Origin of the sequence: Klebsiella sp. A-Nf5, assembly GCF_002810545.1 — a bacterium.
Lineage (GTDB): Bacteria > Pseudomonadota > Gammaproteobacteria > Enterobacterales > Enterobacteriaceae > Klebsiella > Klebsiella variicola.
Genome location: NZ_PIOG01000222.1, coordinates 198,871 through 216,485, shown reverse-complemented (window position 1 = coordinate 216,485; position 17,615 = coordinate 198,871). Strand labels below are relative to the sequence as shown.

15 protein-coding genes are annotated in these 17,615 nt (G+C 57.6%); 4 read left to right on the top strand and 11 right to left on the bottom strand.

The genetic code is table 11. The annotated features are described in order from the left end of the window. The first annotated feature begins 59 nt into the window (after nucleotides 1-59). Complete coding sequence (tesB, locus tag CWM53_RS21540) at nucleotides 60-923, top strand: acyl-CoA thioesterase II (protein WP_008805414.1); 864 nt, start codon at nucleotides 60-62, stop codon at nucleotides 921-923. 51 nt (nucleotides 924-974) lie between these two features. Here tesB and amtB read toward each other — a convergent pair whose 3' ends face one another. The 5 genes from amtB to CWM53_RS21515 all read right to left on the bottom strand — a co-directional run bounded on the left by amtB (nucleotide 975) and on the right by CWM53_RS21515 (nucleotide 6,921). Continuing rightward, nucleotides 975-2,261 (bottom strand): ammonium transporter AmtB, encoded by a 1,287-nt coding sequence (gene amtB / locus CWM53_RS21535; RefSeq protein ID WP_061155542.1) that lies wholly within the window; start codon nucleotides 2,259-2,261, stop codon nucleotides 975-977. Nucleotides 2,262-2,294: 33 nt separating this feature from the next. Beyond that, nucleotides 2,295-2,633: a P-II family nitrogen regulator gene (glnK, locus tag CWM53_RS21530; RefSeq protein ID WP_002891893.1), complete on the bottom strand. Its 339-nt coding sequence runs from the start codon at nucleotides 2,631-2,633 to the stop codon at nucleotides 2,295-2,297. 243 nt (nucleotides 2,634-2,876) lie between these two features. Next, on the bottom strand, nucleotides 2,877-4,655 hold the full coding sequence (locus CWM53_RS21525) for a SmdB family multidrug efflux ABC transporter permease/ATP-binding protein (protein ID WP_061155543.1): 1,779 nt from the start codon (nucleotides 4,653-4,655) through the stop codon (nucleotides 2,877-2,879). Further along, nucleotides 4,648-6,420: a SmdA family multidrug ABC transporter permease/ATP-binding protein gene (locus CWM53_RS21520; protein ID WP_061155544.1), complete on the bottom strand. Its 1,773-nt coding sequence runs from the start codon at nucleotides 6,418-6,420 to the stop codon at nucleotides 4,648-4,650. The genes CWM53_RS21525 and CWM53_RS21520 overlap by 8 nt, the downstream gene beginning before the upstream one ends. A gap of 42 nt (nucleotides 6,421-6,462) precedes the next feature. Continuing rightward, on the bottom strand, nucleotides 6,463-6,921 hold the full coding sequence (locus tag CWM53_RS21515; protein ID WP_004204786.1) for an Lrp/AsnC family transcriptional regulator: 459 nt from the start codon (nucleotides 6,919-6,921) through the stop codon (nucleotides 6,463-6,465). Nucleotides 6,922-7,036: 115 nt separating this feature from the next. Between CWM53_RS21515 and CWM53_RS21510 the strand changes: the two genes are divergently transcribed. Beyond that, on the top strand, nucleotides 7,037-8,089 hold the full coding sequence (locus tag CWM53_RS21510; RefSeq protein ID WP_074386730.1) for a PLP-dependent cysteine synthase family protein: 1,053 nt from the start codon (nucleotides 7,037-7,039) through the stop codon (nucleotides 8,087-8,089). A 44-nt stretch (nucleotides 8,090-8,133) separates the two neighbouring features. Here the strand turns inward: CWM53_RS21510 and cof are convergent, their stop codons facing one another. Next, nucleotides 8,134-8,952 (bottom strand): HMP-PP phosphatase, encoded by an 819-nt coding sequence (cof, locus tag CWM53_RS21505; RefSeq protein WP_016160381.1) that lies wholly within the window; start codon nucleotides 8,950-8,952, stop codon nucleotides 8,134-8,136. Between the two features lie 127 nt (nucleotides 8,953-9,079). Between cof and CWM53_RS21500 the strand changes: the two genes are divergently transcribed. Continuing rightward, complete coding sequence (locus tag CWM53_RS21500) at nucleotides 9,080-10,780, top strand: SgrR family transcriptional regulator (protein ID WP_074386731.1); 1,701 nt, start codon at nucleotides 9,080-9,082, stop codon at nucleotides 10,778-10,780. A gap of 66 nt (nucleotides 10,781-10,846) precedes the next feature. After that, nucleotides 10,847-11,548: a 7-cyano-7-deazaguanine synthase QueC gene (queC, locus tag CWM53_RS21495; RefSeq protein WP_061155548.1), complete on the top strand. Its 702-nt coding sequence runs from the start codon at nucleotides 10,847-10,849 to the stop codon at nucleotides 11,546-11,548. 111 nt (nucleotides 11,549-11,659) lie between these two features. On the opposite strand, the gene CWM53_RS21490 is transcribed toward queC, so the two are convergent. From CWM53_RS21490 to lon, 5 genes are all read right to left on the bottom strand, one after another. Then, entirely contained in the window at nucleotides 11,660-12,061 is a 402-nt protein-coding gene (locus CWM53_RS21490; RefSeq protein ID WP_023288617.1) for a YbgC/FadM family acyl-CoA thioesterase, read from the bottom strand. A gap of 111 nt (nucleotides 12,062-12,172) precedes the next feature. Then, complete coding sequence (locus CWM53_RS21485; protein ID WP_077268420.1) at nucleotides 12,173-12,541, bottom strand: helix-hairpin-helix domain-containing protein; 369 nt, start codon at nucleotides 12,539-12,541, stop codon at nucleotides 12,173-12,175. 148 nt (nucleotides 12,542-12,689) lie between these two features. Then, the gene (gene ppiD, locus CWM53_RS21480; RefSeq protein WP_061155550.1) at nucleotides 12,690-14,564 is read right to left on the bottom strand and encodes a peptidylprolyl isomerase; all 1,875 of its coding nucleotides are present in this window, start codon (nucleotides 14,562-14,564) and stop codon (nucleotides 12,690-12,692) included. 214 nt (nucleotides 14,565-14,778) lie between these two features. Continuing rightward, nucleotides 14,779-15,051, bottom strand: a complete 273-nt coding sequence (hupB, locus tag CWM53_RS21475) for a nucleoid-associated protein HU-beta (protein WP_002444653.1) — start codon at nucleotides 15,049-15,051, stop codon at nucleotides 14,779-14,781. A gap of 209 nt (nucleotides 15,052-15,260) precedes the next feature. Then, entirely contained in the window at nucleotides 15,261-17,615 is a 2,355-nt protein-coding gene (gene lon / locus CWM53_RS21470; RefSeq protein ID WP_061155551.1) for an endopeptidase La, read from the bottom strand.

The window sequence follows — 17,615 nt, the reverse complement described above, 5'->3', positions numbered from 1 at the left end:
TTATACTTTGCCACATCACGCGCATCGCGCTGCGCCGCTATCATTAATTGAGGATAAGTATGAGTCAGGCACTCTCTAACCTGCTGGCATTATTAGATCTGGAAAAAATTGAGGAAGGGTTATTCCGCGGACAGAGCGAAGACCTGGGATTGCGCCAGGTTTTTGGCGGCCAGGTGGTGGGCCAGGCGCTGTATGCGGCAAAAGAGACCGTGCCCGTTGAACGTCTGGTACATTCATTTCACAGCTACTTTCTGCGCCCCGGCGACAGCCAGAAACCGATCGTCTACGATGTGGAAGTACTGCGCGACGGCAACAGCTTTAGCGCCCGGCGAGTGGCCGCCATTCAGAACGGGAAGCCGATCTTCTATATGACCGCCTCCTTCCAGGCGCCAGAGCACGGCTATGAGCATCAGAAAGCGATGCCGCCGGCCCCCTCTCCTGACGGCCTGCACTCGGAAACCGATATCGCCCGCAAGCTGGCACACCTTCTGCCGCCGCAGGTGAAAGATAAATTCCTCTGTGATAAACCGCTGGAGATCCGCCCGGTTGAATTTCATAACCCGATGAAAGGCCATATCGCCGAACCGGTGCGCCAGGTGTGGCTGCGCGCCAACGGCGCCGTTCCCGACGATCTACGTATTCATCAGTATCTGCTGGGCTATGCCTCGGACTTTAATTTCCTGCCGGTCGCACTGCAGCCGCACGGCGTCGGCTTCCTTGAGCCAGGCATGCAGGTCGCCACCATCGACCACTCAATGTGGTTCCACCGGCCGTTTAATATCAATGAATGGCTGCTGTACAGTGTCGAAAGCACCTCGGCCTCCAGCGCCCGTGGCTTCGTCCGCGGCGAGTTCTACACTCAGGATGGAACGCTGGTAGCTTCAACGGTCCAGGAAGGGGTGATGCGCAACCGCAACGCATAAAAAAAGCCTCCCGGACGGGAGGCTTTTTGCTACAAGGAGAAGGGTTTTCTATCAGGCGTTGTAGGCGTTTTCGCCATGGCTGTTGACGTCCAGCCCTTCGCGCTCCTGCTCTTCCGGTACGCGCAGCCCTACGGTCATGTCAGCCACTTTGTAGCCAATGTAAGCCACGACGCCCGACCAGACGATGGTGATGGCGATACTTTCGAGTTGCACCAGCAGCTGATGGCCCATGGTGACGCCTTCTGCATAACCCACGCCGCCCAGAGAGGTGGCCGCGAAGATACCGGTCAGGATACAGCCGACGATGCCGCAGACGCCGTGGACGCCGAAGACGTCGCAAGGGTCATCAACCCGCAGCCAGCGTTTCAGCGCTGTTACGCCCCAAATACCCGCCAGACCAGATGCGATACCCACAATCAACGCCCCACCGACACCGATATACCCGCACGCCGGGGTGACGCCAACCAGACCGGCAATTGCACCGGAGCAGGCGCCCAGCAGAGAAGGCTTACCGCGCAGGGCCCATTCGCCAAAGGTCCAGGCCAGGATGGCTGCCGCTGTGGCGACGACGGTGTTGACGAAAGCCAGTGCGGCAATTTCGTTCGCTGCGCTGGCGGAGCCGGCGTTGAAGCCGAACCAGCCCACGTAGAGGATGGCAGTGCCGGTGAACACCATCGGCAGATTATGCGGTTTGAACGCTTCTTTGCCGAAGCCCACACGTTTGCCCATCATGTACGCACCCACCAGCCCGGCGACGGCGGCGTTGATGTGTACAACGGTACCGCCCGCGAAGTCCAGCGCGCCGTGGGTCGCCAGCAGACCGCCGCCCCAGACCATGTGCGCAATCGGAACATAAGAGAGCGTCATCCACACCACCACAAAAATCAGCACGGCGGAGAAACGAATACGTTCAGCCAGCGCCCCCACGATCAGCCCGACGGTGATACAGGCGAACGATCCCTGGAAGGCAACGTGGATGTACTGATAGAAGGTGCCCATCAGCGCTTTCAGTTCAATATTTTTCAGCATCACCCAGTCAAAGCTACCGAAGAAGCTGCCGCCGGTGCCGAAGGCCAGGGTATAGCCATAAATCACCCACAGTACACAGACCAGGCCAAAGGTCACAATCACCTGGGTCAGCATGGAAAGAACGTTTTTGCCGCGGATCAGGCCGCCGTAAAACAGCGCGATCCCCGGGATAGTCATAAACAGAACCAACGCGGTGCAAATCATCATAAACGCGTTATCGGCTTTGTCCGCCACTGCGGGCGCAGCCATTGCCAGTCCCGGAAGAAGGGCCAATGCCCCCAGACCCGATTTCATTGTTGCCATTTTCATTGTTTCGTTCCCCATCACTGTGTGGTCTGGAAATTACAGTGCCGCTTCGTCAGCTTCGCCGGTACGGATGCGAATGACGCGCTGCAATTCAGCGACGAAAATTTTGCCGTCGCCAATTTTTCCGGTGTAAGCCGCTTTGCTGATCACATCGATGACTTCATCCAGCTGATCGTCGGCAATCGCCACATCAATCTTCACTTTTGGCAGAAAGTTGACGCTATACTCGGCGCCGCGGTAGAGCTCCGCATGACCTTTCTGACGGCCAAAGCCCTTGACTTCAGTGACCGTCAGGCCCTGAATGCCGATGGAAGACAAGGCTTCACGCACGTCTTCCAGTTTGAATGGTTTGATTACCACGGTAACCAGCTTCATAAGTCCCCTCCAGTCAGTATTCGGTAATGGCCGCAGCTAACACGATGGATATAAAGCAAGGGCTATGCCAGAAATGAAAAAAGGCCGCAGAGCGGCCCTTTGATGGCAAAAAACAGGGTGCAGGTCAGACAATTGCCTGCTGAAACGCGTTTGCAGCGCAAAAATGCACCACAACAGTGCATTTGATGTAACGTTTTTGCACCACGGCAGGCCACGCTTTCTTCGCTGCCTGATGGTGGTGCATCAGGCGCTGAGCGATTCTTCTCTGGCGCTGGCCGCTAGCTCTTCGCCAGCCAGCTGCAGCTGATACATCTGCCAGTATCGCCCTTTCGCCGCCAGCAGCTGCTGATGATTACCTCGCTCGACAGCCTGTCCGCGATGCAGGACCAGGATGGTATCGGCCTCAACGATGGTTGACAGCCGATGGGCGATGACCACCAGGGTGGTATGCTGACGAACTTTCGCCAGCGCCAGTTGAATCGCCTGCTCGGTGCCGGAGTCGATGTTGGCCGTCGCCTCATCCAGAATCAACACCTGCGGAGTCTCCACCAGTACGCGCGCCAGCGCCAGCAGCTGCTTCTGCCCGACGGAGAGGTTATTGCCCTGCTCGCCCAACTGGGTGTACAGGCCATCGCTCATGCTGCGCGCCACCTCCGCCAGTTGCACCGCCTCCAGCGCTTCCCAGACCTGCGTCTCACTGATGTCCCGACCCAGCGCGACGTTGGCATAGAAGGTATCCGCCAGTACCACCGGATCCTGTTGCACCATCGCGATGCCCCGACGCAACGCGCTGTGGCTGAGGGAAGCGAGCGGCCGACCATCGATGCGGATCTCCCCGTGGGTTAACGGGTAATAGCCCATCATCAGACTCGCGAGAGTACTCTTCCCGCTGCCGGTATGCCCGACCAGCGCCACAAAGCTGCGCGAGGGAATGTCCAGGCTGATATCCTGCAGGACCAGTCGATCCCCCCGGTAGGCAAAGGAGAGATGGTCAATTTCCACCCGGCCGCTGCGCAGCGGCGCGTCATCCGAGCCCCACGCCTGGCGCGGGCGATCCATCAGCTCAAAAACGCGTTCGCCGGCGACCACCGCCTGCTGCAGCATCGACTGCTGGGTGGTCAGCTCAATGAGTGGCTCATTGAGGCGTCCGAGATAGCTGATAAACGCGTACAGGACCCCGACCTCGATCGTGCCCACCGCGCTAAAGCCAAACAGCATCAGCAGCCCGCACAGTACCAGCGAGGAAAAGAGGCTCAGCAGCGGGCGCAGCAGGAAACCGTCGAGGCGCAGCGTCTGCATTCGCGCCAGGTAGTGGGCATAGCTGGCCTCGCGCATCCGTTCACCAAAGCGCGCCTGCTGGCGGAACTGCTGGATCACCCCCATGCCGTTGATCACTTCGTTGAAACCATCGTTGATATCAGCAAGCCAGGCGCGCACCCGGCGCACAATCGGCGTGCTATAGCGCTGATAGATAATCATCACGATCAGTACCGCCGGGAAAATCGCGATCGCCACCAGCGCCATTCGCCAGTCGAGGCTGAACATTGCCACCAGCATCGCGCCGATCAGCGCGGCGCTGCGCAGCACGGTTGCCACCACCGTCACGTACAGGTCACGAATGACTTCGGTATCGTTGGTCACCCGTGAGATAAGCTGCCCGACCGGCTGGGTATCAAACTCGCTGAGCGGCTGATGCAGGGCGGCATCCATCACGTCGCTGCGCAATTGCTGGACGACGCCGACCGCGGCGCGGTTAAACAGTAGCGACTGGTTATAGTGCAGTAACGCCGCCAGCAGCTGCAGGCCGATATAGGCTACCGCCAGGCCTGCCACCAGCTTCAGCGGCAGCGTATGCTTCGCCACCATATTATCGATGAAATAGCTGATGAGCAGCGGGCCGCTCACTTCCGCCGCCGCCGCGATCCACATCATCCCCACCGCGATGGCCAGCGGCTTACGCCACGGTGAACCATAGGCCAGCAGGCGTTTAAGCGTCGGCCAGAGTTCGGTAAAGCTACGCATCCAGGGCCTCCTCTTGCGCCTGCGGAACCTCGTCGAGCGCGGCTTCCAGCTGCTGGTAACGATACATGTCGCGATACCAGCCTGGCTGCACGGCCAGCGCCTCGTGGCGGCCACGCTGGGCAATATGCCCATGCTGCAACACCAGAATTTCACTAGCCTCGGTCAGCGCCGACAGCCGGTGGGCGCTGATAATCACCGTCCTCCCCTCTCCCCACTGGCGCAGGTTGTGCAGGATCTGGTGCTCCGTACGGCCATCCACCGCCGACAAAGCATCATCCAGGATCAAAATTTCGGCCTCCAGCAGCAGAGCGCGGGCAATCGAGATGCGCTGTTTCTGGCCGCCGGAGAGCATCACGCCGCGCTCGCCCACTTCGGTATCGTACCCCTGGGGCAGGCGCAGAATGTCGTCATGCACGCTGGCCAGCCGTGCCACGCGTTCAATCTGCGCTGGTGTCGCATCCGGTTTGCCCAGCGCGATATTATTGGCGACGGTGTCGGAGAATAAAAAAGGCGTCTGATTGACCACCGCCAGCCGGGCACGCCAGCTGTCGAGCTGCAGACGCGGCAGCGGCAGATCGTGAAAGCGGATCTCGCCGCTGGTGACGTCAAAATGACGTTGCAGCAGCGCCAGAATGGTACTTTTACCGGCACCTGTCGGCCCGCAGATACCCAGCATTTGCCCAGGCTGGAGGGTAAAATTAACCTGCTCCAGCGACGGTTTACTCGCCTGCGGATAGCTGAAATTGCGGATGGCAACCTGCAGGACACCGCGGCCTGCCGGCACGGCTTCAGTACCGTCGTCCACCGCTGGCGCCTCTTCGAGCATCGTGCGGATACGACCATAGGCCGCGCTACCGCGCTCAACAATGTTAAACATCCACGCCAGCGCCAGCATCGGCCAAATCATCAGGCCAAGATACATTACAAAGCTGGTCAGCTGGCCCAGCGTCAGGCTGCCGTGGATCACCATCCAGCTGCCGCCGCCGATAGCCAGCAGGTTAGCGGCCCCGATGGCGATATAGATGGTGGGGTCGAAACGCGCATCAATGCGTGCCACGCGCATGTTTTTCGCGCCGGTATCGGCGGCATCGGCGGCAAACTGCGCCGACTGGCGATCCTCCAGCCCAAAAGCCTTAATCATACGGATGCTGGTCAGGCTCTCCTGTGTGCGATCGTTAAGGCTGGAAAAGGCCGCCTGGGCCACGCGAAAACGTTCGTGAAGCGCATCGCCGTTGCGTTTAATCGCCAGCGCCATCAGCGGCATCGGCAACAGCGCCAGCAGGGTGAGCTGCCAGCTAATCTGCGTCGACATCACAATCAATACCGCACAACCCATCACCATCGAATCCACCAGGGTTAACACCCCTTCACCGGCGGCAAATACCACCCGGTCAACATCGTTGGTGGCGCGGGCGATCAGATCGCCAGTACGATGGCGTAAATAGAATGCCGGATGCTGGCGGCTCAGTTGCCGGTAAAAATCTTCCCGCAGTTCGACCGCCAGCTGGTAAGAGGCGCCGAACAGCAGCACGCGCCAGACATAGCGCAGCAGGTAGACCATTACCGCGACCAGCACCAGCGCGCCGATCCACATCCACACCTTCTCGGCGGTGTAATGTTGTTGCGTCACGCCGTCCACCACAATGCCCACCACCTTCGGCGGAATAAGCTGCAGGACGGCAATAATGGCCAGCAGGGCAATCGCGCCAAGATAGCGGCGCCACTCCCGGCGGAAGTACCAGCTGAGTTGAGCAAATAATCGCAAGCAGTAAAATCCTGATTTGTAATGGGTTACGGCGCAATACCGTTATTCGACAGGCAAGGCGGTGGTATATTTTATCTGTTCCATAGCAAAACTCGAAGTGACATCCGACAGCCCCGGCACGCTGTTCACTAAACGTTTATAAAAATCGTCATAGCGTTTCATATCGGCCACTTGCACCCGCAGCAGGTAATCATACTCTCCTGCCATCCGCCAGAAGCCGAGCACCTCTGCCATCTGCGTCACTTCGCTCACAAAATGGCAATACCAGTCGCTGCTGTGATGCTGGGTCTTGATCAGGACAAACGCCGTCAGGCCCAGCCCCACCTTTTCCGCATCCAGTAAGGCGACGCGCCCGCGCAAAATACCTTCATCTTCGAGCCGTTTCAGGCGTTTCCAGCAGGGTGTGGTGGTCAGATTAACGGCATCGGCCAGCGCCTGCAAAGAGAGGGTGCAATCTTCCTGCAGCAGCGCCAGCAGCTTACGGTCAATTTTATCTAGCATAGGGTATCCGAAGAGAAAATTTTGCTCCCATAATGGTAATCCAAAGGTTAAATGGCAACAATTTTTCCCGGACTTTCCGCTAAGCTAGGCACAAAATGACAAACAGGAAATCACGATGAATAGCGCCTGGGTTAAACATGCCATTAGCGAAATCAACGCCGACTATCAGCGCTCCGCTGACACGCATCTGATCCGTCTGGCGCTGCCTGCGTTTCCAGGCATCCAGCTGTATCTGAAAGATGAAAGTACCCACCCCACCGGCAGCCTTAAGCATCGCCTGGCACGGTCGCTGTTTCTCTATGGCCTGTGCAACGGCTGGATCAAAGAAGGTACGCCGATTATCGAGTCCTCCTCGGGCTCAACCGCCGTTTCGGAGGCCTATTTCGCCCGCCTGCTGGGGCTGCCGTTTATCGCCGTGATGCCTTCCTGCACCGCCAAACGTAAAATCGAACAGATCGAGTTTTACGGCGGACGCTGCCATTTTGTGCAGAGCGCCTGCGAAATCTACGACGCTTCCGAAATGCTGGCCCGCGAGCTGAACGGCCATTATATGGATCAATTCACCTTCGCCGAACGGGCCACCGACTGGCGCGGTAACAATAATATCGCCGACAGTATTTTCCGCCAGATGAGCCATGAACCGCACCCGCAGCCATCATGGATCGTCATGAGCGCCGGCACCGGCGGCACCTCGGCAACCATTGGCCGCTATATCCGCAGCCAGGGCCATGAGACGCAGTTGATGGTTGTTGATCCGCAGAATTCGGTCTTCCTCGAGTACTGGCAGACCCGCGACGCCAGCCTGCGCAGCCTGGTCGGCAGCAAAATTGAAGGCATCGGCCGCCCACGCGTCGAACCGTCATTTATTCCCGACGTCGTCGACGAGATGTTGCGCGTGCCGGATGCGGCGAGCGTGGCCACCGCCCTGTGGCTGGAAACACAGCTTGGGCGCAAGGTCGGCGCTTCTACCGGCACCAATATGTGGGGCGTATTGCAGCTGGCCGCGCGGATGCGCGAGGAAGGACGAACGGGTTCCATCGTCACGCTGTTGTGCGACAGCGGCGAGCGCTACCTGGAAACCTATTACAACCCGCAGTGGGTGGCCGCCAATATCGGCGATATCGCGCCCTGGCAGGTGGAGATCGCCGCGCTGGTCGGCAGGCGATAAAAAAAGCCAGATAGAAAACTATCTGGCTTGCCGGAAGGGTCTCTCTATTCGGGGGAATAAGGAAGATCAGGATTATCCAGCCAATGCGTTAAAAAGTGGGAGACCGCCTGATGTCGGCAGTCACCGATAACAGGAAGATGCGGCAGCTCGGCTTTCAGCTGCGGCATCGCGTTGCCCATGATAAATCCCCGCCCAACGCTGCCCAGCATCTCGCGGTCGTTCATCGCATCGCCAAACGCCATGCACTCCTGCAGGGTGAAGCCTAAGTGCTGGCTGAGCACCGCCAGCGCCGCACCTTTATTACACCCAACCGGCAGCACTTCCAGACAGTCCATCGCCGAGAAGCAGAGAAACGCGCGATCGCCCAGCGTCTCATTTAGCTGGATCCGCAGGCGGCGGAGATCGTCATGATCGCCGCAAAAACAGATCTTGGTGACATGCTGCGCCGACATGCGTTTCGGATCGCACAGTTGATAGTGAAAGCCGCTGAAGACATGCGCTTGCAACAATTCAGGCCTTGCCTGACCGGTGAACCAGCCGCCATCGTTAAACACATGCATGCTGGCCTGAGTATCCCATTTGCTGTGCAGCACCGCTTCCGCCGCCTCGGGAGCGAGATCCTGGCGATAAAGCTCCTCCCCTTCCAGCGAATGGATGCGCGTCCCGTTGCCGGTGATCAGAAATGCGTCCAGGGAAAATTCGCCAATCACATGGTGCATCTCCAGCACATGGCGACCGGTAGCGAACGTCAGGGTGATATTACGTTCCCGCAGCCGTTTCAGCGCGGTGAGCGTTTGCTCGCCGAGACGATGGTCCGGCATCAGCAGGGTGCCGTCCATATCAAATGCGGCCAGTTTTGCCATGATGTATTCCCCGATGTGTGATGGGCTTCGCTTGTGTTGCAGTATCACCTGGGATATACGGAAGTAATAGTGAATAGATATTATTAATTGTTCCGGGTTTACAGCGGCCCGGTGGACGACGGCTCCCATGCGACTCTTACACCGTTTAAATCAGTACCAGCGATTGTGGCAACCCTCAGCCGGGGCGCCGCAGCAGGTGACCGTCGGCGAACTGGCGGAGCGCTGTTTTTGCAGCGAACGCCACGTCCGCACTCTGCTGCGTCAGGCGCAGGAGGCGGGGTGGCTAAGCTGGCAGGCCAGCTCCGGGCGCGGCAAACGCGGGCAGCTCTCATTTCACAAAACCCCGGAAAGTCTGCGCAACGAGATGATGGAGCAGGCGCTGAACAACGGTCAGCAGCAAAACGCGCTGGAGCTGGCGCAGCTGGCCCCGGTGGAGCTGAAAGCCCTGCTCCATCCCTTCCTCGGCGGTCAGTGGCAAAACAATACTCCGACGCTGCGTATTCCTTACTATCGCCCACTGGAGCCGTTGCGCCCTGGCTTTCTGCCCGGACGCGCCGAGCAGCATCTGGCCGGGCAGATCTATGCCGGGCTAACGCGCTTCGACGAAGGCGACAATATGCCGATCGGCGATCTGGCGCATCACTGGCAGGTCTCACCGGACGGCCTGCGCTGGCATTTTTATATTCGCTCTACGCTGTACTGGCACAATGGCGATGCGGTGGAAACCGCGCAGCTGCGGCAGCGGTTACGGCTGCTGCTTGAGCTGCCAGCCTTGCGGACCCTCTTCGCCAGCCTTAGCCGTATCGATGTCACTCACGCCCAGTGTCTAACCATCACGCTGCATCGTCCTGACTACTGGCTGCCGTTCCGTCTCGCCAGCTACTGCAGCGTGCTGGCGCATCCTGACGATCCGGCCATCGGCTGCGGGCCATTCCGCCTGAAGCGGTTCAGTCCGGAACTCGTCCGCCTGGAGAACCATCCCCGTTACCACCTGCAGCATCCGCTGATCCAGGCAGTGGAGTACTGGATCACTCCTCAGCTCTTTGACCGCGATCTCGGCACCAGCTGCCGCCATCCGGTGCAGATCACCATCGGCGATCGCGAAGAGCTCCACAATCTGCGTCAGGTCAGCAACAGTATCAGCCTTGGCTTCTGTTATCTCACCCTGCGCCACAGCCCGCGTCTTAGCAAAGCGCAGGCCCAGCGGCTGGTGTCGATAATCCATCACTCGTCGCTGCTGGAAACGCTGCCGCTGGAGGAGGATCTGATTACGCCGAGCCATGAGGTGCTGCCAGGATGGTCCATCCCGCAGGGACCGGAAAACAACGCGGTACCGCTGCCGGCCAGACTTACCCTGCTCTATCATCTGCCGGTCGAGCTTCATGCGATGGCCGAACAGCTGAGGCAACGGCTGGCTCTGCTGGGCTGCGAGCTGACGCTCATTTTTCATGACGCCAAAAACTGGGAAGGCTGTCAGCATCTGGGGCAGGCCGATCTGATGATGGGCGACCGGCTAATCGGCGAAGCGCCTGAATACGCCCTCGAACAGTGGCTGCGCTGCGATATGCTGTGGCCTAATTTGCTGACCGGGGCGCAATATGCCCATCTGCAGGCGACATTAGACGCCGTGCAGGCGCAGCCCGAAGCCCGCAGTCGCAACGATGCGCTGCGCAACGTGTTCAACAGTCTGATGGAAGACGCCATCATGACGCCGCTGTTCAAATATAACTATCGGATCAGCGCGCCACCGGGGGTCAATGGCCTGCGTCTTAACGCCCGGGGCTGGTTCGACTTCGCCAGCGCCTGGCTACCGGCGTCATCGTCATGAGAGAGCTGGTCGCCGCGCGCGTCTGGCGCTACCATAGCGCCTTTACTCATTTAGTCAGGAATTGCCATGAAACGCGCCGTAGTTGTCTTCAGCGGAGGACAAGATTCAACCACCTGCCTGGTGCAAGCTCTGCAGCAGTATGATGAAGTGCATTGCGTCACTTTTGATTATGGCCAACGCCACCGCGCGGAAATCGACGTGGCGCGCGAACTCGCCCTGAAACTGGGCGCTGTCGCGCATAAAGTGCTGGACGTCACTCTGCTCAACGAACTGGCAGTCAGCAGCCTGACCCGCGATAACATTCCGGTACCCGACTATCAGCCTGATGCCGAGGGCATTCCCAACACCTTTGTCCCCGGGCGCAATATTCTGTTTTTAACCCTGACAGCAATCTACGCCTATCAGGTGAAAGCCGAAGCCATCATCACCGGCGTGTGCGAGACCGACTTCTCCGGCTACCCGGACTGCCGCGATGAGTTTGTCAAAGCGCTGCACCATGCCGTCAGCCTTGGGATGGCGAAAGACATTCGCTTTGAGACGCCGCTGATGTGGCTGAATAAAGCCGAGACCTGGGCGCTTGCCGACTACTGGGGTCAGCTGGATCTGGTGCGCCAGGAAACCCTCACCTGCTACAACGGCATTAAGGGCGATGGCTGCGGCCAGTGCGCCGCCTGTAACCTGCGCGCAAACGGACTCAACCAGTATCTGGGGGACAAGGTCGGCGTAATGGCGGTGATGAAGCAAAAAACCGGGCTGGCACAGGCATAGCCTCGGGGAGCTTTTTGCCCTAAGCTTCAGTTCAAATTCCCCGGTGGCGCAACGCTTACCGGGGCTACGGGTTCATCACCTGCCGTGGGCCCGGCACTCACGCGACGGTTGTCAACGCAAGTTCATCTGGTCAAGTTTCTCGCGCAACTCCCCTTCCAGCGGCAGCGCCTTCTGGGTTTTCAAATCGATACAGACGAAGGTAATCAGCGCATCGGCCACCACTTCGCCATTGGGGTTGAGGGTGACCACCTGGCTTAGCGTGCCGCTTTTGCCGTTGAGTTGCTCCAGTTTGCTGCTCACTGTCAGCACATCGCCCAGTACCGCCGGACGACGGTAGTTAATATTGATATTCACCACCACGAAAGCGATATTTTTCTCCGTCATCCACTGAAACGCGGGGCTGTTTTCCAGGCCATCCCAGCGGGCTTCCTCAAGGAACTCCAGGTAGCGTGCGTTGTTCACATGCTGGTAGACGTCGAGATGATAGCCGCGAACTTTAATTTGTGTCTGCATAGCACCAATGCCTTTCTGTTATTGTTGTTTATGAGGTAAGAGGTCACACCACTTGATGCAACCTCTTTATCCTGGCAAAAAATCACCGCTGTGCAAGGTCTGGCATAAAATTTACAGCGTCAGATGGGCTAAATTGCGCTCCACCAGCGAGCTGCCCATTCCCGGGACCTGCTTCAGATCATCGAGGGTTTTGAACGGCCCGTACTCTTCGCGGTAGCTGACAATGGCCTGGGCTTTTTTCAACCCCACGCCATTCAACGCCTGAGCCAACTGTTCGGCGCTGGCGCGGTTAATGCTGACCTTTGTCACCCCGTTGTCCGCCTCACCGGGCACCGTTTCCGCCTTCGCCGAAGTAGTCGCCTGCACATTTTCTTTATTCACCGCCGCTTTGCCGCTGGCGGGTGCAGCCAGCGCTCCCTGTACGCCTACCGCGAAAACCAGTACGCCCGCGGCCATCAGTGCTTTTATTCCATATTTCATGCTGATATCTCCTTGTGTGTAGACAGCAAGGTTACGATAGCGTCAGTGCGGATGGCCGACAAAAGGCAAATCACAGAAATGGAAAGGGCCGCGAAAGCGGCCCTTGGGGATTACATCGTGTTGCTCATTTTTGCGAGACGACGCGAAATTACTGCTGCTGGTCGATGCTGTCGCCCAGTTTAATTTTCGCCGCCTTGCGCAGGTTACTCATCAGCGCTTCGAAAGCGATTTGGGCGTTGTTCTGGGTAATCCCCTGAACCATGGCCTTCTTCTGCTCTTCCGGCATGTTGCCTGCTTTCACTTCATCCAGCGCCACCAGCACCACATCGCCTTGCATATTGCTGCCAACGCCATAGACCGGTTTGCCCTGCTGCGGCAGCGGCAGAGTAAATGCCAGTTGGCTCAGCGGATCCTGGCCGGTACGGGAAAGCGTCTGCGGCGCGCCGAAGCTCAGGCCAGCCGCCTTCATCGCTTCATCGCCTTTGCCGTCTTTCAGCGCCGCCAGCAGCTTGTCGGCATCCAGTTTCGCCTGCTGTTCCGCTTTATTGTGCTTAACGATATCGCTGACCTGCGCCTTCACTTCGGCCAGCGGTTTCACCGCCTCGGCTTTGTGTTCGCTAATGCGCAGAACAAAAGCGCGATCGCCGTCAACGGTGATGATGTCGGAGTTGCTGCCCGGCGCGCCATTCTCACCCACCAGACCGCCGTTGAAGATTGCGTCAGCGACCGGTTTAAAGTTCAGCTCTTCCGGCAGGTTATCGCGGCCAAACCAGCCGGTTTCCACCACCTTCAGTCCGGCGACCTGCGCCGCGCCCGCCAGCGATTCATTATCGTTACTGGCCGCATCGCTCACCTTCTGCTGCAGCGCGTAGTAAGCATCCAGCGCTTTTTCCTGCTTCACTTTCGCCGCAATGTCATTGCGCACGTCAGCCAGCGGTTTCACCTGCGCCGGCTGGACGTCGTCCAGACGGGCCACCAGGAAGCCAACTGAGGATTTGATCACGCCAGACAGCTGGCCTTTCTCTTTCAGCCCGGCATCTTTCAGCTCAGGCACCGTAGAGGCATCTTCCATCCACCCCATATCGCCGCCGTTGCGGGCAGAGATAATATCAGTCGATTTTTCTTTCGCCAGCGTGGCGAAATCTGCCCCTTTTTGCAGCTCGGCCAGCACCGCTTTCGCATCGGCTTCCGTTTTGGTCTGAATCACGCTGTAGCGGTTGCGCTGCGGCTGAGTGAACTGATCCTTGTGCTGGTCATACCATGACTGAATCTCTTCGTCAGAGGCACTCTCCTGCATGCTGGCGGCATCCATTTTGATATAGCTGACGCGGAACTGTTCCGGTGCCATAAAACGGGCCTGATTCTGCTGCCAGAAGGCGTTGATTTCCTCATCGCTGGCCGTCTGTTTTGCCGCCAGGGCATTCACGTTGATGGTCGCTTCGCGGACGACACGCTGCTGAGACACCAGCGCCGCCAGTTGATCGGACTCGCCCGGCAGCATGAAGTCGGTACCCGCAATGGCGTTAATCAGCTGCTGTGTGGTCAGCTGGTTACGCAGCGCCTGAGCGTACTGATCGGTGGTCATCCCCATCTGGGCGACAATACCGCTGAAACGCTGGTTGTCGAACTTACCGTTCGTCTGGAACGCCTGGGTCTGGAAGATCGCCTGCTTCACCTGCTCATCGCTGATGCTGAGACCCAGCTCGCGGGCATACTGATCCAGAAGCGACTCATCGATCAGCCGGTTCAGCACCTGCTGGCGCATGGTTTTCATGTAGTTTTCGTTCGCCGCCAGCTCGGAGAACTGGTCGCCAAGCTGCTGCTGCATACGGTTACGTTCGCTGGCGACGGCGTTTTCAAACTGCCCACGGCCAATCTCCTGGCCATTCACTTTTGCGGCATAGTTTTTGCCACCGCCAATCAGGTAACCACTCACCCCGGTCAAAATGAACGAGACGATAATGATACCGAAAATAATCTTGAGCACGACGCTGTTGGCGGCCGTGCGTAGGTTGTCCATCATGGTGTAACAACGCTCCGCTGTAGATGACTTTAGCTCGCGCAGCATAGCACGTGATGGCCGCCGCGCGTGAGGACGTATTTTGACAAGAAAACAGGGTGATTGTCAGCCCACAAGTGGCGATAAACACACATAAAGTGGTCTGAAAAGGCAATAAAAAAGGCACATCTCACGATGCGCCCTTGTACTTCGTCACATTCCCTGACGGGAAAGCCGATCAGTTCACCGCGTCTTTCAGCGCTTTACCAGCACGGAAGCCCGGTACTTTTGCGGCAGCGATAGTAATTTCTTTACCTGTTTGTGGGTTGCGACCAGTACGGGCGGCACGTTCTTTAACAGCAAAGGTACCAAAACCTACCAGCGCAACGTCATCCCCAGCCTGCAGAGATTCAGTAACAGAAGCGATTAAAGCATCTAACGCACGTCCAGCTGCAGCTTTAGAAATGTCCGCACCCGCAGCAATTTTGTCAATCAGTTGAGATTTATTCACTGTTCTCTTCCTCTCTTTATAATTTATATCGCACCTGAGTCCTTCATAGTGCGACCGCGCAGCAGTTATATCAGGACTGTCATGCCCTTACAACAGCAGTTGTCGATGACCCCCCTGCCAGCGATCTAAGTTAGCTACACAAAAAAAGGCTGGCAAGTCCGAAATGACTTACCAGCCCTATTTTTATTAGCGCAATTTGCGCAGAATCACTATTTCGCGGTCACAACCTGCATGCCGAACGGTTCGTTCTGCAGCGCAAGTGTCAGAACTTCCTCGATTCGTTTCACCGGATGGATATCCAAATCGGCGATAACGTTATCTGGAATTTCTTCAAGGTCGCGTTTGTTCTCATCAGGAATCAGAACAGTCTTAATGCCGCCGCGATGCGCCGCCAGCAGTTTTTCCTTCAGACCGCCGATCGGCAGCACCTGACCACGCAGAGTGATTTCACCGGTCATCGCCACATCAGCGCGTACCGGGTTACCGGTCAGACAGGAGACCAGCGCCGTACACATGGCGATACCCGCACTCGGACCATCCTTCGGCGTCGCCCCTTCCGGGACGTGGACGTGAATATCACGCTTCTCGTAGAAGTCGGCGTTAATGCCCAGTTTGTCCGCCCGCGAACGCACCACGGTCAGCGCAGCCTGAATCGACTCCTGCATGACTTCACCCAGCGAACCGGTGTAAGTCAGCTTGCCTTTGCCTGGTACGCAGGCGGTTTCGATGGTCAGCAGATCGCCGCCCACTTCCGTCCACGCCAGACCGGTCACCTGACCAACGCGGTTCTCGCTATCGGCACGGCCATAGTCAAAGCGCTGTACGCCGAGATAATCGTGCAGATTCTCACCGTTAATCTCGATGTGTTTCAGCGTTTTATCCAGCAGCAGCTGTTTAACGGCTTTACGGCACAGCTTGGAGATTTCACGCTCCAGGCTTCGAACCCCCGCTTCACGCGTGTAGTAACGAATAATGCCGATAATGGCGCTATCGTCGACGGTCAGCTCGCCTTTCTTCAGCGCGTTACGTTCAATCTGCTTCGGCAGCAGGTGACGCTTGGCGATGTTCAGCTTTTCATCTTCGGTATAACCGGAGAGGCGAATCACTTCCATACGATCCAGCAGCGGTGCCGGAATGTTCATGGAGTTAGACGTCGCCACGAACATCACGTCGCTGAGATCGTAATCCACTTCCAGATAGTGGTCGTTAAAGGCCACGTTCTGTTCCGGATCCAGTACCTCAAGCAACGCTGAAGCTGGGTCGCCGCGCATGTCGGAAGACATTTTATCGATCTCATCCAGCAGGAATAGCGGGTTTTTGACCCCCACTTTCGCCATTTTCTGGATCAGTTTGCCCGGCATCGAGCCAATATAGGTCCGACGGTGACCGCGGATTTCCGCTTCATCGCGCACGCCACCTAATGCCATACGTACGTATTTGCGTCCGGTCGCTTTGGCGATGGATTGGCCCAGCGAGGTTTTACCTACCCCCGGCGGTCCCACCAGACAGAGGATTGGCCCCTTGATTTTGTTCACCCGGCTCTGCACCGCGAGATATTCAAGGATGCGATCCTTCACGCGCTCCAGACCATAGTGATCGGTATCGAGGATCTCCTGGGCCTGACGCAGGTCTTTTTTGACCTTACTGCGCGCATTCCACGGCACCTGCACCATCCAGTCGATGTAGCCACGCACGACGGTCGCTTCCGCAGACATCGGCGACATCATCTTCAGCTTCTGCAGTTCCGCTTCGGTTTTTTCTTTCGCCTCTTTCGGCATTTTCGCCGCGTCGATCTTACGCTTTAGCGCTTCGTTTTCGTCCGGGGCGTCGTCCATCTCGCCGAGTTCTTTCTGAATCGCTTTCATTTGCTCGTTCAGATAGTACTCGCGCTGGGATTTCTCCATCTGCTTTTTGACGCGGTTGCGAATGCGCTTCTCAACCTGCAGCAGATCGATTTCCGATTCCATCATCGCCATCAGATATTCCAGACGTTCGTTGATGTCGGACATCTCGAGCACGGACTGCTTGTCAGCCAGCTTCAACGGCATGTGCGCCGCGATGGTATCCGCCAGGCGCGCCGGATCGTCGATACTGTTCAGCGACGTCAGCACTTCCGGTGGGATCTTCTTGTTCAGCTTGATATAGCCTTCAAACTGGCTGATAGCGGTGCGAACCAGCACTTCCTGCTCACGTTCGTCAATCGCCGGCGAGTCGAGATACTCCGCTTTCGCCGAGAAATGTTCGCCATTATCAGACAGCGCAGAAATACGTGCACGCTGCAGCCCTTCGACCAGCACCTTCACGGTACCGTCCGGCAGCTTCAGCATCTGCAAAATAGACGCCACGGTTCCAACGGTGAAAAGATCGTTTACACCCGGCTCATCCGTCGACGCTTCTTTCTGCGCAACCAGCATGATTTTTTTATCATGGTCCATGGCCGCTTCGAGGCAACGAATAGATTTTTCCCGCCCTACGAACAGGGGTATGACCATGTGCGGATAAACCACCACATCGCGCAATGGCAATACGGGGATTTCAATGCGTTCAGAACGCTCAGGATTCAT